The following is a 19,704-nucleotide window of genomic DNA, read 5'->3' on the forward strand; positions in this document are numbered from 1 at the left end:
GGACCGGCGTCGCGTCAGGGAGGGGAGGAGGGGGTGACCGCCTCCGGGAGCGCGCCGCACGCGCAGCGCCGCAGGGCGACGGCCGCCGGGGTGCGCGGCCTGCGCGCACCGATCGCCTGGGGCGTGGTCTGGGGCTGCCTGCAGGCCGCGTCGCCGCTGGCCTTCCCCTGGCTCGACGACGCCACCGTCTACTCGATGGGGCTCGTCCTGATCGCTGCGGTCTACATCGGGTTCAGCGTGGCCGACGGGCGGGGCAGGGTCGTCGCCGTCGAGACCGTCGTCGCCGGCGTCTTCGTCGTCGTCGCCGCGGCGGGGGTGACCGGCTCGGCCTGGCTGCTCGTGGCCGGCCTGGCCGGCCACGGCCTGAAGGACCTCTGGCAGCACCGCACCGGGTTCGTGGCCGGCACCCGCTGGTGGCCGCCGTTCTGCGCCGCCGTCGACGCCGTCGCCGCCGCGCTCCTCGCCGTCGGGATCGTGGCCGACGTCCACCTCGGGTGGTGAGCCGGCGCGGTGGTGCCGGCGCTCAGGCCGCGGTCGGCACCGTCCGGGCCAGTGCGGCGGTGAGGGTCAGCCGGAGGTCGAGCAGGTCGTCGAGCGCCTGCTGGGCCGCCTGGCACAGCGTGAAGCCCTCGCCGCTCGGGGAGTCGCGGAACCCGTCGCGGGCGGTGCCGAGCTCCTGGTAGGCGACCACGATGCGGCGGTCGACGTCGGGGACCTGGGGACGAGGGAGCGACACGTCGCCTCCTCCTGCGGTTCGGTGGTGCCGGGAGGGGGTTCCCGGTCGTCCGTGCGGCGCTCTACCCACCCGGGGCCGTGCGCACGCACGTTCCGCCGCGCGGGCACCGGGCACCCGGACGGGGGAACGCCGCCGGGGGAGTGTCGGTGCCGTTCCTACGGTGAGGACCGTGACCCGTCGCACCGTCCCGTCCTGCCCCGACTGCGCCGGGTCCCCGCGCGCGGTCCCGCTCCTCTTCGGGCTGCCCTCCGCGGAGGCGTTCGACGCGAGCGACCGCGGTGAGGTCGTGCTGGGCGGGTGCCTGCTGACCGAGGGCGAGCCGCTGCCCGACCGGGCCTGCCCGCAGTGCCGGCAGCCGCTGTCCTGACCGTCGCGGGTCAGCCGATCCCGCACTCGTCGCGCAGGTAGGCCTCGACGTCGTCGCTCGCCGTGTCCAGCCCGTTCCCTGCCTCCTCCAGTGCCGCGACCGAGTCCGCGTCGGTGAGGTCGAGGTCGGCCACCGCGTCGGCCATCCGGTCCAGTCCGGTCCGCATGGTGTCCCAGTCGTCGGCGATCGCCTCCGGCGCGGTGATGTCCCGCATCTCCTCGGCGAGCTGACGGAAGACGTCGGGGACCGAGGTGTCGCCGCCGGCCTCGTCCACGGCCGCCTCGACCCGCTGGTCGAGGTCGGCTGCCCGGGTGCAGAAGTCCTCCCCGGCCGTGTCCTCCGCGGGGGAGCTGGTCGCCGGGGAGTCGGCTGCGGAGCCCCCGCCGTCGCCCGAGCCGCCGTCGTCGCCGGAGCACGAGGCGAGCAGGACGATGCCGAGGACCGCGGCCACCCCGGCCCGGACAGGACGCAGCTTCTGGCGCATGGAGCGACCGTCCCGCGACCGGCGGCCCGGGGGCAGGGTCGAAGGACCGCTCGGGGCGAGCGGGGTCACAGCGAGCGAGGTCACAGGAGGATCACGGCCGATCGGGTTCCGTTGCGGACGGCGAGCGCCGATGACCCGTGCGGTCACCCGTGGATCCGCTCAGTGACGAGGGACCCGGCCCGGTGGAGCGCCGTCTCCCGGCCGGTGGCCGCGCCCCGCGCTCGTCCTCCTGAACGGATCCCCGCACCACCATGCCCGCCGTCCTCGGCATCGTCGCGTCCACCCTCAGCATCGCCGTCGTCTGGCCCCAGGTCCGGCTCTCCTGCCGGCACGGCCGGACCCGGGGACTCTCGCCCACGGGCAGCTGGCTGGCCGTCGCGCTGAACCTGGCCTGGCTGACGTTCGGCCTGCTGGCGCACGACCCGGCCCAGGTGGTCACCAACGCCGTCGTCGGCGCGGGCAACGCCGCGGTGCTCGCCGCCCTGCTGCTCACCCAGCCGGCGCTGCGCACCCGGCGGGTCCTGGCCCGCACCGCCTCCGGCGCCGCCGGGCTCGCCGCCCTCGCCGGGGGCTGCCTGGTCGCGGTGGACCTCGGCGCCGCGCCGGCCGCGGCCGCCGCCGTCCTCGCCTCCGTGGCCGCGGTCGTCGGAGTCGCCGCCGCGGTGCCGCAGCCGCTGGGCCTGCTGCGCGACCGCACGCAGGACGTCTCCGGGCTCTCGCCGGTGCGGTGGTGGCTCGGCGCCGGGTCCTGCGCCGCGTGGACCGGCCACGGCCTCGCGGCAGGGCAGGTGGCCATGGCGTTGTCGGCCGCGGTCGGGCTCGCGTGCGCCCTCGTCACCTGCGCGGTGCTCGCCTCCCGCCGGACGCCGGCGCCGGTCGTCCCGCTGCCGGTCCGCCGCCCGGTCCGCCCCGCCGAGGCGCGCCCGGTACTGGCCGCCGCGGCCTGAGGACGCCGCCCGGGCGAGGATCGGGCGACGTCCGCACCCACCCCGAGGAGTCGCGTTGAGCCCGAGCCCCGTCGCCGTCACCGGCTCGACCGGACAGGTCGGGGGCCGGGTCGCCCGCCGGCTGTCCGCCGCCGGCGTCCCGCAGCGCCTGCTGGTCCGCGACCCGTCCCGCGCGCCGCGGTTGCCGGGCGCGACCACCGTCGTCGCGCCGTACGCCGACGGCGACGCCGTCCGCCGGGCGCTGGAGGGCGTGGGGACCGTCTTCATGGTGTCGGCGTCGGAGTCCGCCGACCGGGTCGACCAGCACCGCGCCTTCGTCGACGCCGCCGCGGCCGCCGGCGTGCGGCACCTCGTCTACCTGTCGTTCCAGGGCGCCGCCCCGGACGCGACCTTCACCCTCGCCCGCGACCACTGGGCCACCGAGGAGCACGTCCGCGCCCGCGGGCTGCGCTCCACGTTCCTGCGCGACGCGCTCTACGCCGACTTCCTGCCCGGCCTGGTGGGGGAGGACGGCGTGATCCGCGGCCCGGCCGGCGACGGGCGGGTCGCCGCGGTCGCCCAGGACGACGTCGCCGACGCCGCGGTCGCCGTCCTCCGCGAGCCCGCCGCCCACGCCGGGCGCACCTACGACCTCACCGGTCCGGAGGCGCTCACCCTCACCGAGGTCGCGGCCACGATCACCGCCGTCACCGGCCGCCCGGTCCGGTACCACGCGGAGACCGTCGAGGAGGCCTTCGCCTCCCGCGCCTCCTACGGCGCTCCGGACTGGCAGGTCGAGGCGTGGGTGTCGACGTACACCGCGATCGCGGCCGGGGAGATGGCCGCCGTGAGCAGCGCCGTCCCCGGCCTGACCGGTCATCCGGCCACGCCGTTCGAGCAGCTGCTGCGGGCCGGCGACCGAGCCGCCCGCGCCATTCCGCCGACAGCGGAAGAATTGCGCGAATGGTGAAACGGGACCATTCGGGGGCGCATTCCTGCTGCGTTCCCGATTGACTGCGGCCGTCCGACCCCGGCGGCCCAGGAGGTACCGACCGTGCAGACCCCGACCGGCTCCCCGTCCTTGCACGACGCCGTCGCCGACCGCCTGCTCCGCGAGCGCATCGTCGTGCTCGGCAGCGAGGTGGACGACGACGTCGCCAACCGCCTGTGCGCGCAGATGCTGCTGCTCGCGGCCGACGACCCGCGACGCGACGTGCACCTCTACGTCAACTCACCCGGCGGCTCGGTGACCGCCGGGATGGCCGTCTTCGACACGATGCAGGCGATCGGCTGCGACGTCGCCACCTACGCGTTCGGGACGGCGGCCTCGATGGGGCAGTTCCTGCTGACCGCCGGCACGCCGGGCAAGCGGTTCACGCTGCCGCACACCCGGATCCTCGTGCACCAGCCCTCAGGCGGGCTCGGCGGCACGCAGTCCGACGTCGCCGTCCAGGCCGAGGCGCTGCGCCGGCTGAAGCGGGACCTCGACGAGCTGCAGGCGCTGCACACCGGGCAGACCGTGGAGCAGATCGAGCGGGACTCCGACCGGGACCGCTGGTTCACCGCGCAGGAGGCCGTCGCCTACGGGCTGGTCGACCACGTCGTCGCCTCGGCCGCGGCGCTGCCCGGCCCGGCGCTGGTCCCCACCGGGTGGGGCGCGCCGTGACCGACTGGCTCACCGCGACCCTCGACGGCGCCCGCGCGGCCGAGCTCCGGCGGTCGGTGCGGCACCACCGCCGGGTCGCCGCCGCGGCCCGCCGACGCCGCGCCCGCCGGCTGGCCGCCCGTGCCGCCGCTCTCGCCGAGCGCTCCGCCGTCCTCGCCGCCCGGGCGGCGCTGCTGTCGCCCGGATCCCGTGCGGGTGCGCAGCCGGGGCGCGGGGCGGACCGACGGGCGGTCGTCTGACCTGCGCTCTCCCCTGTGGATGCGTTGCCGCCACGTCCTGCGGCACCGGGCTGGCGGCACGAGTCGGCCGCCGACGGCACCCTCACCGTCACCACCCCCACCGGCCTCACCGCGACGACCAGCCCACCGCCCCACCAGGCGGGGCCGGGAATGTCCCGGCGGACGGTGCGTTGGAGAGGGTGCCGGTCCGGTCCATGCCCCCGGGCCTCACCTCCTGCCGCTGCGAGCGGCCACTCGCCGAGAGGCGGCTATCGGGCCGGCGCTGAACGGTCCGGCCGCCCGGTCCACCAGGACCGGGCGGCCGTCCGCGTGCGGGGACCGGCCGGGGACGTGCCAGGGTGGCGGGCGTGCGTGTCCTCGTCACCGGGAGCTCCGGCCACCTCGGCGAGGCGCTGGTCCGCGTGCTGCGCGACGCCGGGGACGACGTCGCCGGCCTGGACCTGCTGCCCTCGCCGTGGACCGACGTCGTCGCCTCGGTTACCGACCGCGCTGCGGTCCGGGACGCCCTCGCCGGCGCCGACGCGGTGCTGCACACCGCCACGCTGCACAAGCCGCACGTCGGCACGCACGGCCGGCAGGCGTTCGTCGACACCAACGTCACCGGGACCCTGGCCGTCCTCGAGGAGGCGGCGGCCGCCGGTGTCGGGCGGGTGGTGGCCACCAGCACGACCAGCGCCTTCGGCCGCGCGCTGACCCCCGCGCCCGGCGAGCCCGCCGCGTGGGTCACCGAGGCCGTGCCGCCGCGGGTGCGCAACGTCTACGGCGCCACCAAGGTCGCCGCCGAGGACCTCTGCGAGCTCGTCGCCCGCGACACCGGCCTGCCCGTCGTCGTCCTGCGGACCTCGCGCTTCTTCCCGGAGGGCGACGACAGCGACGACGTCCGCAGCGCCTACGCCGACGACAACGTGAAGGTCAACGAGCTGCTGTACCGGCGGGTGGACCTCGCCGACGTCGTCTCCGCCCACCGCGCCGCCCTCGACCGCGCGCCGGCGCTCGGGTTCGGCCGCTACGTCGTCAGCGCCACCACGCCGTTCGGCCGGGACGACCTGGTGCAGCTGCGCACCGACGCCCCGGCCGTCGTCGGACGGCTCTTCCCCGACGTCCCGGCGCTGTACGAGCGGCTGGGCTGGCGGCTGTTCCCGTCGATCGACCGGGTCTACGTCAACGCCGCCGCCCGCGCCGACCTCGGTTGGACGCCGGAGTGGGACTTCCGCGCCGCTCTCGACGCCCTCGCCGCCGGGCGCCCGCCGCGCAGCGAGCTGGCGCGGACGGTCGGCGCGAAGGGCTACCACGCCGTCCCGACCGGCCCCTACACCGTCCGCTGACCGGGGGACTCCAGCACCACGACGTCGTCCTCGTGCAGGCCGGAGGCCACCAGCGTGCCGCCGCGCTCGGCGACCGCGGTGACGAAGCCGTAGCCGGCGTCGGTGGCGCGCAGGTCGTGCACCCGGCGGCCGTCGACCGGGTCGAACGCCATCACCCAGGCGATCGGCGTCGCCTCCGGCCGCACCCGCTCCGGCACGTTCCACAGCAGCAGCCGCAGCACGCCCGGCAGCGGCAGCAGCCGGTCCAGCAGCGCGTTGCGCGGCGCGGCGATCGCCACCCACAGCAGCCCGTCGCTGCCGAGCGAGGCGTTGTCGGGGAAGCCGGGCAGGTTCTCCACCAGCGGCTCGGTCGTGCCCGCGCGCTCCCCGGTCAGCCAGTACCGCAGCACCCGGTAGCGGGAGGTCTCGGCCAGCAGCAGGTGCGAGCCGTCGGGCGCCCGCACCAGCCCGTTGGCGAAGCCGAGCCCGGACAGCACCGTGGTCACCGTGCCGTCGGGGTCCCGCCGCACCAACCGCCCGGTGGCCGAGTGCTCGAAGAAGTCACCGAGGTGGTGCTCGACGTCCCACCGGGTGGTCGACGTCGTGAACCACACCGTCCCGTCGGGCGCCGCGACGACGTTGCTCGCGAAGGTCACCGGCTCGCCGTCGACCTCGGACACCAGCACCTCCACGTCGCCCGAGACGCCCACCCGCAGCAGCCCGAGGTCGTGGTCGCAGACGAGCACGCTGCCGTCGGCGCGCGGCTCCACCCCGAGCGGGCGGCCGCCGGTCCGGCCGACCGGCGTCCGCTCGCCGGTGACCGGGTCGATCCGCACGACGCTGCCGTCGCGCAGCCCGGTGACCACCAGGCCGGCGTCGTCGAAGAGCACGTCCTCGGGGCCGGAGTCGCCGGTCGGCAGCCGGCGGGCGACACGCAGCGGCGCGGTCGGGCCGGGGTCGGCGAACGCCGGCGGCGTCCACCGGCGCGGCCGGATGCGGCGGCGGGTGAGCAGCGGACTGCCGACCTGCGCCGCGGCGCGGTCGGGGGTGAGCCGGCCGGCCCGCCGGATCACCGCCAGGCAGCGCCGCTCGAGCAGCCGGACGGCGAGGCCGAAGGAGCGGAACGCCGGGTTCGTCGTCTGCCCCGCCCGGTAGCGCGCCCACACCTGCTGGGCGATGACCGCGACGCGGAACAGGCCGAACACCTCGTACCAGGCCCACTCGGCGTTGGTGACCCGCTGGCCGGTCCGCGCGCTGTAGTACGCGACCACCTGCTCGCGGGTCATCATCCCGGGCAACGTCGTGGGCTGGCGGCTGAACCGGCGCATCAGCGGGCCGTCGTCGGCCTGGATCCAGTAGCCGAGCGCGCTGGCCAGGTCCACCAGCGGGTCGCCGACGGTGGCCAGCTCCCAGTCGAGCAGGCCGACCGGGCGGGTGGGGTCGGCGGGGTCGAGGACGACGTTGTCGAACCGGAAGTCGTTGTGCACCAGCGTGTGCGGCCGGTCGGCGGGCTGGTGCTCGGCCAGCCACGCGGTCACCCGGGCGAAGGCGGGCACGTCCCGCGTGCGGGCCCGCGCGTACCGCTTCGTCCAGTTCTCCTCCTGGCGGCGCACGTAGCCGGGGCCGCGGTCGAGGCCGGCCAGCCCGGCGGCCCGCACGTCGACCGCGTGCAGGTCGACCAGCATGTCGACGACGTTGCGGCACAGCCGCGCGACCTGCTCCCGGTCGAGGTCCACGCCCGGCGGCAGCGAGCGGCGGGGGATCGGCCCCTCGACCCGCCGGACGACGGAGAACGGCGTCCCGATGACGGCGGTGTCCTCGCACAGCGCGACGGTGCGCGGCACGTGCGGGAGGACCCGGCCCAGCGCGTCCTGGACGCGGTACTCGCGGGCGACGTCGTGCGCGGTGCCGGTGTGCTCCCCGCGCGGCGGGCGGCGCAGCACCAGGTCGCCGTCGGGGTAGCGCAGCAGGTAGGTCAGGTTGGAGACGCCGCCGGCGAACTGGCGCACCTCGGGGACGGCGGACAGGTCGACGCCGGCCCGCGCGGGGTCGGCGTGCGCGGCCAGCCAGGCGGCGACGGCGGGGACGTCGAAGGCGTCCTCGGCCCGGACCGGGCGCGCGTCGGTGGCGGTCACGAGAGCCGCCGGACGACGGAGAGCGGCAGCACCCGCATCGCGACGCCGATCGGCACCCACGGCCAGGCCGGCACGTACGCCTTCGCCCTGCGCGCCTCGATCGCCTCGACCATCGCGCGCACGCCGGTCCCGGTGTCCACCCTGAACCGGGTGGCCTGCTGCACGTGCTCGTTCATCTCCGACCGGATGTAGCCCGGGTACACCACGGACACGTCGACGCCGGGGATGCGCTCGGAGCGCAGCCCCTCGGCGAGTGCCGCCACCCCGGCCTTGGTGGCCGCGTAGGTGGTCGTGCCCCTCCGCATCCCGCGCAGCGCGGACATCGACGAGACGAGCACCAGGTGGCCGCGGCGCTGCCGGCGGAACACCTCCAGCGCCGCCTCGCACTGCGCCAGCGCGCCGACGAAGTTGGTCATCGCCGTCTCGCGGTTGGCGTCGGCGCGGCCGGTGCCGAGCGGGGCGCCCTTGCCCAGGCCGGCGTCGACGACCACCCGGTCGAGCCCGCCGAAGGCCTCGTCGAAGCGGCGGAACACCGCGGGCACGGCGTCGGCGTCGGTGACGTCGAGCGCCGCCGTCTCCACCCGCCGGCCGCTCGCCGTCCGGATCCCGTCCGCGAGGGCGTCCAGCCGGTCGGTCCGGCGGGCGCACAGCGCGAGGTCCCAGCCGCGGGCGGTGAACTGGCGCGCCATCTCCGCGCCGAGCCCGGAGCTCGCCCCGGTGACCAGGACGACGCCCCTGCCCGGGCGGGCCTGGGGGGAGGACGGACCGGGGCCGGGGGAGGAGGAGGGCACCGGGGCACGCTAGATCCGGCCGGTCCCGGCCCGGTGCCCGGGGCCCGGGCGGCCTCAGGTCCGGACGGCGGGACGCACCTGGGCCAGCACGAAGGCGGCGACGACGTCGTGCACGGCGTCGCGGTCGTGCTCGTTGAGGACGTCGTGCAGGTCGCCCGGGAAGGTGCGCAGCGTCGCCCGCGGCAGCCGCGCGACCAGCGCGCGGGAGTTCTCCAGCGGGACGACCGGGTCGGCCCCGCCGTGCAGGACCAGCGTCGGGACGTCGGGCCGGCCCCGGGCGAGCCCGTCGGCCACCGCGGACCACGAGCGGACCACCGCCTCCAGGGTCTGCCGGGGCACCGGCCCGCGGTTCACCAGCGGGTCGGTGCGCAGCGCCTCCAGATAGCCGGGGTGGGTGCTGAACACCTCCGCCGGGTCCGGGGGCTCGACCTCCCCGGCGAGCATCGCCTCGATCACCGGCACGGGGAGGGCGGGCGGGTCGGAGACGACCAGCGCCTCCGCCAGGTCGGGGGACCGCTGGGCCAGCAGCAGCGCGGCCACGCCCCCGCCCGAGTGGCCCATCAGCACCAGCGGCCGGCCGGGGTGCCGGGCCCGGGCGATCGCGGCCAGCGTGCGGAGGTCGTCGGCCTGGTCGTCCCGGCTGAGCATCAGATCGCGCGCGCCGTCGCTGCGGCCGTGGCCGATCGCGTCCAGGGCGTGCACGGCGATCCCGTCGGCGGCCAGCCGCCGGCCGAGGGGCGCGTAGAGGCCCAGGTGCTCGCCGAAGTCGCCGTGGTGGAGGACGACGACGGCGCGGGCGTCGCCGTCGGGGAGCCAGGCGTCGTGGTGCACGCGGCCCCGGGTGCCGTCGAAGAAGGGCATCGCGGCCCCTCCCTCCGGGTCGGGCGGACGGGCCCCGCGCCGGTGATCGTCCTCGCCGTCGCCCCGGTGCAGCGGGGTCCCGCCCCCTCCCGGGGGAGGGCCCGGCGCTGCGTCACCGGGGGCGCCCGGTTCGGCTCCCCGCGTGCCGGGCAGGATCGTCGTCATGACGTATGCCGCAGCCGAGGGCCGCTACGACTCGATGACCTACCGCCGGACCGGCCGCAGCGGCCTGGACCTCCCGGCGATCAGCCTGGGGCTGTGGCACAACTTCGGCGACGACGTGCCGCTGGACCGCCAGCGCGCCATCCTCCGCCGGGCCTTCGACCTGGGCATCACGCACTTCGACCTGGCCAACAACTACGGCCCGCCCTACGGCAGCGCGGAGACCAACTTCGGCCGGCACCTGCGCGACGACTTCCGCCCCTACCGCGACGAGCTGGTGCTCTCCACCAAGGCCGGCTGGGACATGTGGCCCGGCCCCTACGGCCAGGGCGGCGGCTCGCGGAAGTACGTGCTCGCCAGCCTCGACCAGTCGCTGCGGCGGATGGGCCTGGACTACGTCGACGTCTTCTACTCGCACCGGCCGGACCCGACGACGCCGCTCGAGGAGACGATGGGGGCGCTGGACACCGCCGTCCGGTCGGGGAGGGCGCTCTACGCCGGCATCTCCTCCTACTCGCCGGAGGACACCGCGAGGGCCGCCGCGATCCTCGCCGACCTCGGCACGCCGCTGCTGATCCACCAGCCCAGCTACTCGATGCTCAACCGCTGGATCGAGACCGAGGGCCTGCTCGACACCCTCGCCGACGTCGGCGCCGGCTGCATCGCGTTCTCGCCGCTGGCGCAGGGGATGCTCACCGACAAGTACCTCGGCGGCATCCCCGAGGGCTCGCGGGCCAGCCAGGGCAAGTCGCTGTCGCCGGACCTGCTCACCGACGAGGCGATCACGCACGTCCGCGCGCTGGGCGAGCTGGCGGCCGAGCGCGGGCAGTCGCTGGCGCAGATGGCGCTGGCCTGGGCGCTGCGCGACCCGCGGGTGACCAGCGTGCTCATCGGCGCCAGCAGCGTCGCCCAGCTCGAGCAGAACGTCGGCGCGCTCGAGCGGCTGGACTTCAGCGACGAGGAGCTCGCCCGCATCGACCGGCACGCCGTCGACGCCGGCATCGACCTGTGGGAGGGCGCCCGCACCGCCTGAGTCCGTCGGTGGCCGCGCCTAGCCTCCGCGCATGGACCCCCGGGTGGTGGCGTGGCGGCGGACGGACGAGGACGCCGGGCACAGCCTGGCCCGCGTCGAGCGGCGGGACGGCGGCTGGCTGCTCCACGGCACCGAGGTGCTGGCGGGCCCGGGGACCGTCCTCGCCTGCACGTTCCGCGTGCGGCTCGACGAGACGTGGGCCACCCGCGCGGTCGAGGTCTCGTCGGTGTCCGCCGCCGGAGAGCGCCGGCTGGCCCTGTCGGCGGACGACCACCGCCGGTGGACCGTCGACGGCGAGCGCGCCCCGGAGCTCGACGGGTGCGTGGACGTCGACGTCGCCGCCACTCCGTTGACCAACACCCTCCCGATCCGGCGGCTGGCGGACCTCGGCGTCGGCGAGGAGGTGACGACGCCGGTCGCCTGGGTCGACGTGCCGGCGCTGGGGGTGACGCGGGTCGACCAGACCTACCGCCGGCTGGGCCCGCTGCGGTGGCGGTACTCCGACGACGCGCACGGCGCCTTCGAGCTCACCGTCGACGACGACGGCCTGGTCGTCGACTACACCGGCATGGCCACCCGCGTCGCCGGCTGACTCCGCGGCGGCCGCGGACTCACCGGTCCCGGCCGCGCGCCTCCGCCGCCGCCAGGCCCGTGGCCAGGCGGCCGTCCGGGTCGAGCCGTTCCAGGAGCGCCCCGGCGACGTCGGCGAGCTGGCCGACCTGCTCCGGCGTCAGCGCGTCGATCACGTGCTCGCGCACCGTCGCCAGGTGCCCGGGCGCGGTCTCGCGGACCTTGGTCCAGCCGGCGTCGGTGAGCCGGGCGTTGGTGGCCCGCCCGTCGGAGGGGCACGGCGCCCGCTCGACCAGGCCGCGCTCCTCCAGCCGCCGCACGACGTGCGACAGGCGGGGGAGCGTGGCGTTGGTGCGGGTGGCCAGCTCGGTCATCCGCAGCGTGCGCTCCGGCGCCTCGGACAGCATCGCGAGCACGTGGTAGTCGAAGTGGGTCAGCCCGGCGTCGCGGCGGAGCTGGCCGTCCAGCACGCCGGGCAGCAGCTCGACGACGGCGACCAGGCGCAGCCAGGCCCGCATCTCGTCGTCGTCCAGCCACCGGGGTCCCACGACGACATCGTCCCACCCGGGTGCTTGTCGCTTCAACCAACGGGGACTAGGGTCATCGGTTGTAGGTACAAGTGACGTGGAGGCCGCAGTGACCCTCTCCCTCGACCCGGACCTGGTGTCCCCGGTCCCCTCGGCGACGGTGCGCACCCGGGTGACCGTGCCGCTGCGCTTCGCCGACGGGTACGCCACGACGGCCGAGGTGGTGACCTTCGACGGGCTGGCCGACGGCCGGGAGCACCTGCTGCTGGGTCTCGGCGACTGGCGCGGCGCGCTGACCCGCTCGGCGGCCGGCGGGCAGGCGCCGCTGGTGCGCCCGCACAGCGAGTGCCTCACCGGCGACGTCCTCGGCTCGCAGCGCTGCGACTGCGGCCCGCAGCTTCGCGAGGCCGCCGAGCGGATCGCGGACGAGGGCGGCTTCCTGCTGTACCTGCGCCAGGAGGGCCGCGGCATCGGCCTGTACGCCAAGCTCGACGCCTACGCGCTGCAGGACGCCGGCCTGGACACCTACGAGGCCAACCGGGCGCTGGGCCGCGGCGAGGACGAGCGCGACTACACGGCCGCCGCGCAGATGCTGCAGGCGCTCGGCGCCGACCGGGTCAGGCTGCTGTCGAACAACCCCGACAAGGCCGCGCAGCTCGAGCTGCTCGGCGTCGCGGTCACCGAGCGGGTGCCCACCGGCGTCCACCTGTCGGCGGCCAACGCCCGCTACCTCGCCGTCAAGCGCGACCACACCCAGCACACCCTGGACCTGCACACCCTGGACCTGCACACCCTCGACCTCCCGCTGGCGGGCTGACCCGTGCACCCCACCGCCGCCGCGGACGCGCTCGTCGACCCCCGGCACCCCTTCGCCGCGCACCTGCGGCACGTCGCCGGGCTGGGGCAGCACCGCCCCTGGACGCCGGACGACGGCCCGCTGCCGGCGCTCTACCTCAGCCACGGCGCGCCGCCGCTGTTCGAGGACGCCGCCTGGATGCGCGAGCTGGCCGCCTGGGCCCGGGCACTGCCCCGGCCGCGGGCGGTGCTCATCGTCAGCGCGCACTGGGAGTCCGACTCCCTCGGCATCACCAGCACCGTGCCCACCGAGCTCGTCTACGACTTCGGCGGTTTCGACCCGATGTACTCGCGGATGCGCTACGACACCCCGGAGTCCGGCGAGCTGGCGCGGCAGCTGCTCGCCGTCCTGCCGGAGGCGGCGCACGTGTACGAGCACCGCGGCCGGGGCCTCGACCACGGCGCGTGGGTGCCGCTGAAGGTCATGTACCCGGAGGCCGACGTCCCGGTGCTGCAGCTGAGCCTGCCGACGCACGACACGGCGACGCTGCTGGCGCTGGGGGAGCGGCTGCGGCCGCTGCGCGAGCAGGGCGTGCTGGTGGTCGGGTCGGGCTTCATGACCCACGGCCTGCCGTACCTGACCCGCGAGATGCTCGGCGGCGCCGTCCCCGGCTGGTCGGCGGACTTCGACGCCTGGGCCGCCGACGCGCTCGCCCGGGGCGACGTCGAGGAGCTCGCCCGCTTCCGGCTCCGGGCGCCCGGCCTGCGCTACGCCCACCCGACGGTCGAGCACTTCACGCCGCTGTTCGTCACCCTCGGCGCCGCGACCGACCCGACGGCCGGCGTCACCACCGCGATCGACGGCTTCTTCATCGGCCTCGCGAAGCGCTCGTTCCAGGTGGCGTAGCGCCCGGTCGTCGCCGAGTGGCCGGTCACCGGGGTCATCGGGCACCCGAGACCCCCGTCGCTGACCACTCGCACCCGGTGTCGACCTGCTGCCGTCTCGGCGCCCCGGAGACGGCAGCAGGTCGACGACCGGCGGGGTCAGGCCCGCTGGGCGCCCAGCTCGGCGAAGGTGTCGGCCACCCAGTCGGCGATGAAGGTGCTCACGAACGGCAGGTGGTCCAGGCCGATGTGCTCGGTCGCGCCCTCCTCGGGCGTGAACACCCGCAGCTCCCGCTTGGGCGAGTTGACCGCCTGGTCGTGGGACCGGTGCGCCATCTCCAGCGGGATCTGCCGGTCGTTGGCCCCGTGCGCGACGAGGAACGGCACGCGGATCCGCTCGACGACGCCCTCGAGGGTCACCTGGTCGGCGAAGTCGAGGAACGCGTCGAGGTGGTCCTCGTCGCCGTCGACGCCCCACACCCACAGGACGTGCTCCCAGTAGTGCGGCACCGGCCGCTCGCCCTCGCGCTGACGGCGGCGCCGCTGCACCGCACCCCAGTCGTGGTTGGCGCCCCACGCCACGCACAGGGCGAACCGCGGCTCGAACGCGGCGGCCCGCGGGGCGTAGTAGCCGCCCAGCGACCAGCCGACGATGCCGATGCGGGAGGCGTCGACGTCGGACCGCTGCTCCAGCCAGTCGACGGCGGCGCCGGCCCACGCCTCGGTGTCGACCCGCGCGGTGAGCCCCTGCAGGCGCAGCGCCTCGCCGGTGCCGGGCTGGTCGAGCATCAGGCAGGAGATGCCGCGCGCGGCCAGCTCCTCCCAGTGGTTCGAGGCGTACATGTGCTCCTTGGTGGAGTCCAGCCCGTTGACCAGCACCACCACCGGGACCGGGCCGTCGTCGGCGGCCGGCGCCTGGGAGAAGTAGGCCGGCAGCGTCGTCCCCTCGTAGGGGACCGCGACGCGGGAGACGCGCGGGCTGTGCGTGTCGAACGCCTTCTGCGCGATCTCCAGCATCCGCCGGTAGGTGGGCACCCGGTCCGGGTCGGAGTGGGCGAGCATCCGCTCGGCCTGCGCGAGGTAGTTGCTGGCGCGGAACCACAGCTGCCCGGCGGTGCGCACGTGCCCGGCCTTCTCGGCCGCCTCCGCCTGGCCGACGAGCTGGTCGGTCAGCGCGGTCCAGGCGCGCAGGAAGTCCGGCGTCCCGGCGTCCTCGCCGGCGTTCGCGGCGTCCTTGATCGGCCGGCAGGCGCGGTCGACCTCGTCGATGAGCCCGCCGGAGTTCAGCGTGGCGACGACGCCGAGGTTCCAGGTGTAGGGACCGGTGGGGAAGTACTCGAACACGGGGCGGTTCCTCTCAGGATGCGGCCGGCGCCGCGGCGGACACGGCGTCGCTGATCGACTTCACGCCGCCGTGGGCGGTCATCCCGCCGTCGACGGGGATCTCGGCGCCGGTGATGAACGAGGCGCCGTCGCCGAGCAGGAAGGCGACCAGCGGCGCCACCTCGTCGACGGTGCCGGTGCGGCCGAGCGGGGTCTCGGCGACGTTGGCGGCGCGGAACGCCGGCGCCGCCGAGGCGGTCATCGGCGTCTCGACGTAGCCGGGGTGGATCGTGTTGACCCGGATGCCGCGCGGGCCGAGCTCTAGGCAGGCCGCCTTGGCCAGCCCGCGCAGCGCCCACTTGGACGCGGTGTAGGCGACCGGGAAGTGCCCGGTCAGCGCGGCCACCGAGCCGACGACGACGACCGAGCCGCCGCCGGTCATCAGCGGGGTGAGCGCCTGGATGCCGAGCAGCGTCCCGGTGACGTTGACCTCGGACACCCGGGCGAGGTCGGCGGGGGCGAGGTCGGCCAGCCGCGCCCGCCAGGTGACCCCGGCGTTGGCGACCAGCCCGTGCACCCGGCCGTGCTCGGCGCGGAGGTCCTCGGCCAGCGCGGCCCAGCCGGCGGCGTCGGTGACGTCGAGCCGCCGGTAGGCCGCCCCGCCGAGGTCCTCGGCGGGGCCGTCCTGCACGTCGGTGGCGACGACGGTCGCGCCCTCGGCGGCCAGCAGCCGGGCCTCGGCCGCGCCCTGCCCCTGGGCCGCGCCGGTGACGACGACGACCCGGCCGGTCAGGCTCACGCCGGGCGCTTGCGGGTGCGCGGCCGCGGCCGGGCGGCCCGCACCGGCGGCAGGTCGACGCCCTCGACCACCCGGTTGCGGATGGTGCCGATGCCCTCGACGGTCATCTCCACGACGTCGCCGGGCCGCAGCGGCGGGGGAGCGGCCTCGCCGCGGCGGCCCCACAGCTCGGCCAGGCAGCCGCCGTTGCCGCAGGTCCCCGAGCCGAGCACGTCGCCGGCGCGGACCTCGGTGCCGCGGGAGGCGTAGGAGACGAGCTCCTCGAACGGCCAGCCCATGTTGGACAGCAGGTCCTGGCCGACCTCGGTGCCGTTCACCGACACCCGCATGTCCAGCGCGAGGAAGCCCTCGTCGTCCCGGAAGGGCTCCAGCTCGTCGGCGGTGACCAGCCACGGGCCGAGCGTGGTGGCGGAGTCCTTGCCCTTGGCCGGGCCGAGGTTGACCTTCATCTCGCGGGCCTGCAGGTCGCGCGCGGACCAGTCGTTGAGCACCGTGTACCCGAAGACGTGCTCGCGGGCCTGCTCCGGCGTCAGCGAGGCGCCGTCCCGGCCGACGACGACCGCCACCTCGAGCTCGAAGTCGAACCGCTGCGAGCCCGGCGGCACCGCGACGTCGTCGTGCGCGCCGACCAGCGCGTACGGGTTGGTGAAGTAGAACGTCGGCGCCTGGTACCACTCGTCGACCACGCCGGCGACGCCGTCGATCGCCTTGCGCACGCCCTCGACGTGCTCCTCGAACGCGACGAAGTCGCGCACGGTCGGCGCCTCCAGCGGCGGCAGCAGGCGGACCGACCCCAGCGGCACGGCCGGGCCGCGCAGCGCCTCCTCGCCGGCCGACAGCGCGGCGGGCAGGCCGGCGCGGACCAGGTCGAGGACCGTCGTCCCCTCCGGCAGGGCGTGCAGGCCGGCCGTGCCGTCGGGGAGGTCGCTGACGACGCCGGCCCGCACCGCGCCCCCGGAGGACCAGGTGGCGAACCGCATCAGACCGGGGGAGCGACGAACAGACCCTTGTCGGGGTCGTTGAACGACTTCCTCGCGACGAACTCGTTCATCGCGTTCGCGGTGCCCCACTGGTCGCTGACCTCGGGGTTGCTGAAGTCGTAGACGTGCGGGTGCCAGGTGTCCTCGTCGAGGACCTCGAGCTCGGTCGTGTACTCCACGGTGTTGCCGTGCGGGTCGAGGAAGTAGGAGAAGGTGTTGTTGCCGGCCAGGTGGCGGCCCGGGCCCCAGATCTTCTCCACGCCCTGGCGCAGCAGCCGGCCGGTGCCGCGCATGTACTCGTCGAGGCCGCGCAGCTCGAACGAGGCGTGGTGCAGCGAGGCGTGCGGACCGCGGGCGATCGCCATCGAGTGGTGCCAGGCGTTGGTCCGCATGAACCACATCATGTTGCCCATCCGCGGGTGCATCAGGGTGTCCGACAGCGAGAACGCCAGGTGCTTCTCGTAGAAGGCAAGGGTGCCCTCGGGGTCGGCGGAGTTGATGACCACGTGGGACAGCCGCACCGGGATCGACTCGCCCTCCTCGATCGCGCGGTGCTGCCGCACGGCGACGTCGGCGCTGACCTCGATCGTGCGGCCCTCGTTGTCGAAGAACCGGAAGCCGTAGCCGCCACCGGGGGTCTGCAGGTCGGTCGGCTCGTGCACCAGCTGGACGCCGTCGCGGGCCAGGTTCCCGGCCAGGGTGTCGACGTCGGCCCGGTCCTTGGCGCCGAAGCTGATCAGGTCGATCCGCTTGTCGGTGGCCTCGCGCAGCCGGACGACGTACTGCTCCGGGCTGCCCTCGGCGGCGAGGAAGGCCAGGCCCGAGTCGGAGTGCTCGGCCTTGAGGCCCCAGGTGCCGGAGAAGAAGTCGAGCTGCTTGGCGAAGTCGGGCACGGCCAGGTCGACGTGCCGCAGGTGGGTGATCAGGCGCTGGGTCATGGGGTCTCCCTGGGTTACGCGGGCTGGGCGACGAGCTGGGCGATCGAGCGCATGAGGCCCGGGATGTCGCCCTGCACGTGGTCGAGCTGCCACTGGGCGAGCTGGTTGGAGGCGTCGACGACGGTCTTCGCGCGGTCGAAGCGGCGGGCGGTGAAGGCGTCCCACAGGTCCTGGTCCAGCGCGGACCGGGTGAGCAGCAGGTCGGTGAGCGCGTAGGCGTCCTCGAGCGCCTGCGCGCCGCCCTGGGCGATGGTGGGCGGGCAGGTGTGCGCGGCGTCGCCGACCAGCACCACCCGGCCGCGGTTCCACGGGGCGGGCAGCACGTGGGTCTCGAACCAGGTGTAGTTCACCCGGGACGGGTCGGTGAGCGTCTCGCGGACGTCGTCCCACGGACCGTGGTAGGCCGCGGCGAGCTGCCGCATGGTGGCCAGCTGCTCCTCGGGCGTGAGCGTCGAGCGGTCCTGCGCCGGCTCCACGATGTAGGCGTAGAGCGAGTCCTCGCCGGTCGGGCAGTAGCCGGCGATGAACGACGGCCCGCCGTAGTACAGGTCGGTGCGGGTCACGCTCGCCGGCCGCGGGCCGAACGCGCGCCAGATGCCCATGCCGACCGGCTTGGTCTCCAGCTCGATGCCGAGCGCCCGGCGGGTCCACGAGCGCAGGCCGTCCGCGCCGACGACGAGGTCGTACCGGCCGGTCGAGCCGTCGGCGAAGGCGACGTCGACGCCGGTCGCGTCCTGGCGCAGCTCGGTGTGCGTCGTCCCGAACCGGACCTTGACGCCGACCTCGGCGGCGCGGTCGGTGAGGATGCGCGCCAGCTCCGGGCGCGACATCCCCATGACGGCGGGCAGGTCCGGGCCGCCCGTCTTCGCGTCGGGGACCTCCGCGACGACGGTGCCGGCCGGGTCGGGCGCCCGGATGCCGGTGACGTCGAAGGCGTACCCGGCGGCGGACACCCGCTCCCACACGCCCAGGGTGCGTAGCTCGCGCAGCGCGTTGCCCTGCAGCGTGATCCCGGAGCCGAGGGCGGTCACCTCCGGCTTGATCTCGACCAGCTCGACGGCGACGCCGGCCTCGGCCAGGCGGATGGCGGTGGCGGCGCCGGCGAGGCCGGCACCGACCACCAGGACGTTGCTGACGGCGGGCATCGGGGGCCTCCTACTTGACGGCGATCGGGTTGACGGGGGCGCCGACGGCGCCGGTCACGGGCAGGGGGGCGGCGGTGAGGAAGAACTCCCACACGCCGTCGGCGGCGCAGTCGGCCGCGAGGGCGTCGAGGTCCCACAGCTCGCCGAGGAACAGCCCGATGTTCGGGATGCACACCTGGTGCAGGGGCTGGAAGGCGACGTCGAACTCGTTGGGCCGCACCTCGAAGCCCCAGGTGTCGGTGGCGACGCCGGCGATCTCGGTGGCGTGCAGCCAGTCGGCGGTGGTGAAGCTCAGGCCCGGCGCGGGACCGCCGGCGTAGTCGCCCCACCCCTGCCCGGCGGCGACCGAGCGGCGGGCCCGGGTGAGCTGGCCGGTGCGCACCAGCAGCAGGTCACCGCGGCCGACCCGGGCGGACCCGCCCTGGGCGGCGATGGTGGCCTCGAGGTGGTCGGGGGTGATGGCGAAACCGTCCGGCAGCTCGCCGTCGGTGCCGATCGCGCGGCCGACGTCGAGCAGCACGCCGCGGCCGGCGATCCGGTCGGCGACGGTCTCGATGCCGGTGACGGCGTCGCCGAGGCTGGTGACGACGTCGCCGGCGCGGCGGCCGTTCCAGGCGTTGCCGTGGTCGAAGATGTGCCCGAGGCCGTCCCACTGGGTGGACGCCTGCAGCGGCATCGCGATCACGTCATCAGCGCCGCCGATGCCGTGCGGGAAGCCCTGCACGCCGCGCTCGGCGTCGGTGCCGGTGTCGAGCATCGTGTGCACCGGGTTGGTGCGCCGGCGCCAGCCCTTCTGCGGGCCGTCGGCGTCGAACCGCTGCGACAGCGAGAAGGCAGCGCCGCGGCGGACCAGCGCGGCGCCCTCGCGGCGCTTGTCCTCGGTGAGGAAGTTGAGCGTGCCGAGCACGTCGTCGGCGCCCCAGCGGCCCCAGTTGGAGCACCGCTCGGCGGCGGCCTTGATCGCCGTCTCGGGGTCGGTGCGGTCGAGCTCGGCGGGGTCCAGCCAGGTGCGGTCGGGCACGGTCGCGTCTCCTTCGT

Annotated in this window: 23 protein-coding genes; 11 read left to right on the forward strand and 12 right to left on the reverse strand. The window is 75.8% G+C overall.

Going from position 1 to position 19,704, the window contains the following annotated elements; genetic code table 11:
• Window positions 1-33 precede the first annotated feature (33 nt).
• Complete coding sequence (locus ACI79Z_RS18965; protein ID WP_456903495.1) at window positions 34-501, forward strand: hypothetical protein; 468 nt, start codon at window positions 34-36, stop codon at window positions 499-501.
• 22 nt (window positions 502-523) lie between these two features.
• On the opposite strand, the gene ACI79Z_RS18970 is transcribed toward ACI79Z_RS18965, so the two are convergent.
• The gene (locus ACI79Z_RS18970) at window positions 524-736 is read right to left on the reverse strand and encodes a hypothetical protein (protein ID WP_387992680.1); all 213 of its coding nucleotides are present in this window, start codon (window positions 734-736) and stop codon (window positions 524-526) included.
• Between the two features lie 169 nt (window positions 737-905).
• Between ACI79Z_RS18970 and ACI79Z_RS18975 the strand changes: the two genes are divergently transcribed.
• Entirely contained in the window at window positions 906-1,103 is a 198-nt protein-coding gene (locus ACI79Z_RS18975) for a hypothetical protein (protein ID WP_456903496.1), read from the forward strand.
• Between the two features lie 10 nt (window positions 1,104-1,113).
• Here the strand turns inward: ACI79Z_RS18975 and ACI79Z_RS18980 are convergent, their stop codons facing one another.
• Window positions 1,114-1,587, reverse strand: coding sequence for a hypothetical protein (locus tag ACI79Z_RS18980; RefSeq protein ID WP_387992686.1), 474 nt, complete (start codon window positions 1,585-1,587; stop codon window positions 1,114-1,116).
• 251 nt (window positions 1,588-1,838) lie between these two features.
• On the opposite strand from ACI79Z_RS18980, the gene ACI79Z_RS18985 reads away from it, so the two are divergent.
• The 5 genes from ACI79Z_RS18985 (at window position 1,839) to ACI79Z_RS19005 (ending at window position 5,743) form a co-directional block, all read left to right on the forward strand.
• The gene (locus ACI79Z_RS18985) at window positions 1,839-2,534 is read left to right on the forward strand and encodes a SemiSWEET transporter (protein WP_456903497.1); all 696 of its coding nucleotides are present in this window, start codon (window positions 1,839-1,841) and stop codon (window positions 2,532-2,534) included.
• 55 nt (window positions 2,535-2,589) lie between these two features.
• Window positions 2,590-3,483: an SDR family oxidoreductase gene (locus ACI79Z_RS18990; RefSeq protein WP_456903498.1), complete on the forward strand. Its 894-nt coding sequence runs from the start codon at window positions 2,590-2,592 to the stop codon at window positions 3,481-3,483.
• Window positions 3,484-3,522: 39 nt separating this feature from the next.
• Window positions 3,523-4,179 carry an ATP-dependent Clp protease proteolytic subunit gene (locus ACI79Z_RS18995; protein WP_387992868.1) on the forward strand — a complete coding sequence of 219 codons (657 nt, stop codon included), beginning with the start codon at window positions 3,523-3,525 and terminating at the stop codon, window positions 4,177-4,179.
• A complete protein-coding gene (locus ACI79Z_RS19000) occupies window positions 4,176-4,418 on the forward strand; it encodes a hypothetical protein (protein ID WP_456903499.1) in 243 nt (80 codons plus the stop codon). The genes ACI79Z_RS18995 and ACI79Z_RS19000 overlap by 4 nt, the downstream gene beginning before the upstream one ends.
• Window positions 4,419-4,765: 347 nt before the next feature.
• Window positions 4,766-5,743 carry an NAD-dependent epimerase/dehydratase family protein gene (locus ACI79Z_RS19005; protein WP_387992698.1) on the forward strand — a complete coding sequence of 326 codons (978 nt, stop codon included), beginning with the start codon at window positions 4,766-4,768 and terminating at the stop codon, window positions 5,741-5,743.
• On the opposite strand, the gene ACI79Z_RS19010 is transcribed toward ACI79Z_RS19005, so the two are convergent.
• From ACI79Z_RS19010 to ACI79Z_RS19020, 3 genes are read right to left on the reverse strand one after another with little or no spacing between them, the layout of a single operon-like run.
• Window positions 5,728-7,857, reverse strand: a complete 2,130-nt coding sequence (locus ACI79Z_RS19010) for a phosphotransferase (protein WP_456903500.1) — start codon at window positions 7,855-7,857, stop codon at window positions 5,728-5,730. The genes ACI79Z_RS19005 and ACI79Z_RS19010 overlap by 16 nt on opposite strands.
• Window positions 7,854-8,648 carry an SDR family oxidoreductase gene (locus tag ACI79Z_RS19015; protein ID WP_387992704.1) on the reverse strand — a complete coding sequence of 265 codons (795 nt, stop codon included), beginning with the start codon at window positions 8,646-8,648 and terminating at the stop codon, window positions 7,854-7,856. The genes ACI79Z_RS19010 and ACI79Z_RS19015 overlap by 4 nt, the downstream gene beginning before the upstream one ends.
• A 54-nt stretch (window positions 8,649-8,702) precedes the next feature.
• Window positions 8,703-9,509 carry an alpha/beta fold hydrolase gene (locus ACI79Z_RS19020; RefSeq protein ID WP_387992707.1) on the reverse strand — a complete coding sequence of 269 codons (807 nt, stop codon included), beginning with the start codon at window positions 9,507-9,509 and terminating at the stop codon, window positions 8,703-8,705.
• 163 nt (window positions 9,510-9,672) lie between these two features.
• On the opposite strand from ACI79Z_RS19020, the gene mgrA reads away from it, so the two are divergent.
• Together mgrA and ACI79Z_RS19030 are read left to right on the forward strand one after the other, a co-directional pair.
• Window positions 9,673-10,704: an L-glyceraldehyde 3-phosphate reductase gene (mgrA, locus tag ACI79Z_RS19025; protein WP_387992710.1), complete on the forward strand. Its 1,032-nt coding sequence runs from the start codon at window positions 9,673-9,675 to the stop codon at window positions 10,702-10,704.
• 31 nt (window positions 10,705-10,735) lie between these two features.
• A complete protein-coding gene (locus ACI79Z_RS19030; protein ID WP_456903501.1) occupies window positions 10,736-11,296 on the forward strand; it encodes a putative glycolipid-binding domain-containing protein in 561 nt (186 codons plus the stop codon).
• 19 nt (window positions 11,297-11,315) lie between these two features.
• Here ACI79Z_RS19030 and ACI79Z_RS19035 read toward each other — a convergent pair whose 3' ends face one another.
• The gene (locus tag ACI79Z_RS19035; protein ID WP_387992716.1) at window positions 11,316-11,822 is read right to left on the reverse strand and encodes a MarR family winged helix-turn-helix transcriptional regulator; all 507 of its coding nucleotides are present in this window, start codon (window positions 11,820-11,822) and stop codon (window positions 11,316-11,318) included.
• An 88-nt stretch (window positions 11,823-11,910) separates the two neighbouring features.
• On the opposite strand from ACI79Z_RS19035, the gene ACI79Z_RS19040 reads away from it, so the two are divergent.
• Both ACI79Z_RS19040 and ACI79Z_RS19045 read left to right on the forward strand, forming a co-directional pair.
• Entirely contained in the window at window positions 11,911-12,618 is a 708-nt protein-coding gene (locus tag ACI79Z_RS19040; protein ID WP_456903502.1) for a GTP cyclohydrolase II, read from the forward strand.
• A gap of 3 nt (window positions 12,619-12,621) precedes the next feature.
• Window positions 12,622-13,503, forward strand: a complete 882-nt coding sequence (locus ACI79Z_RS19045; protein ID WP_387992722.1) for a dioxygenase family protein — start codon at window positions 12,622-12,624, stop codon at window positions 13,501-13,503.
• Between the two features lie 137 nt (window positions 13,504-13,640).
• Here ACI79Z_RS19045 and ACI79Z_RS19050 read toward each other — a convergent pair whose 3' ends face one another.
• The 6 genes from ACI79Z_RS19050 to ACI79Z_RS19075 are packed head-to-tail and all read right to left on the reverse strand — an operon-like array spanning window position 13,641 to window position 19,687.
• On the reverse strand, window positions 13,641-14,825 hold the full coding sequence (locus ACI79Z_RS19050) for an alpha/beta hydrolase family protein (protein WP_456903503.1): 1,185 nt from the start codon (window positions 14,823-14,825) through the stop codon (window positions 13,641-13,643).
• Between the two features lie 13 nt (window positions 14,826-14,838).
• On the reverse strand, window positions 14,839-15,603 hold the full coding sequence (locus ACI79Z_RS19055) for an SDR family NAD(P)-dependent oxidoreductase (protein ID WP_387992728.1): 765 nt from the start codon (window positions 15,601-15,603) through the stop codon (window positions 14,839-14,841).
• Window positions 15,600-16,583 (reverse strand): fumarylacetoacetate hydrolase family protein, encoded by a 984-nt coding sequence (locus ACI79Z_RS19060; RefSeq protein WP_387992731.1) that lies wholly within the window; start codon window positions 16,581-16,583, stop codon window positions 15,600-15,602. The genes ACI79Z_RS19055 and ACI79Z_RS19060 overlap by 4 nt, the downstream gene beginning before the upstream one ends.
• On the reverse strand, window positions 16,583-17,521 hold the full coding sequence (locus ACI79Z_RS19065; protein WP_387992734.1) for a VOC family protein: 939 nt from the start codon (window positions 17,519-17,521) through the stop codon (window positions 16,583-16,585). Before ACI79Z_RS19065 ends, ACI79Z_RS19060 begins: the two co-directional genes overlap by 1 nt.
• Window positions 17,522-17,535: 14 nt before the next feature.
• Window positions 17,536-18,666 carry an FAD-dependent oxidoreductase gene (locus ACI79Z_RS19070; protein ID WP_387992737.1) on the reverse strand — a complete coding sequence of 377 codons (1,131 nt, stop codon included), beginning with the start codon at window positions 18,664-18,666 and terminating at the stop codon, window positions 17,536-17,538.
• Between the two features lie 10 nt (window positions 18,667-18,676).
• Window positions 18,677-19,687 (reverse strand): cyclase family protein, encoded by a 1,011-nt coding sequence (locus ACI79Z_RS19075; RefSeq protein ID WP_387992740.1) that lies wholly within the window; start codon window positions 19,685-19,687, stop codon window positions 18,677-18,679.
• Window positions 19,688-19,704: the final 17 nt, after the last annotated feature.

Source organism: Geodermatophilus sp. SYSU D00663, from assembly GCF_054050655.1.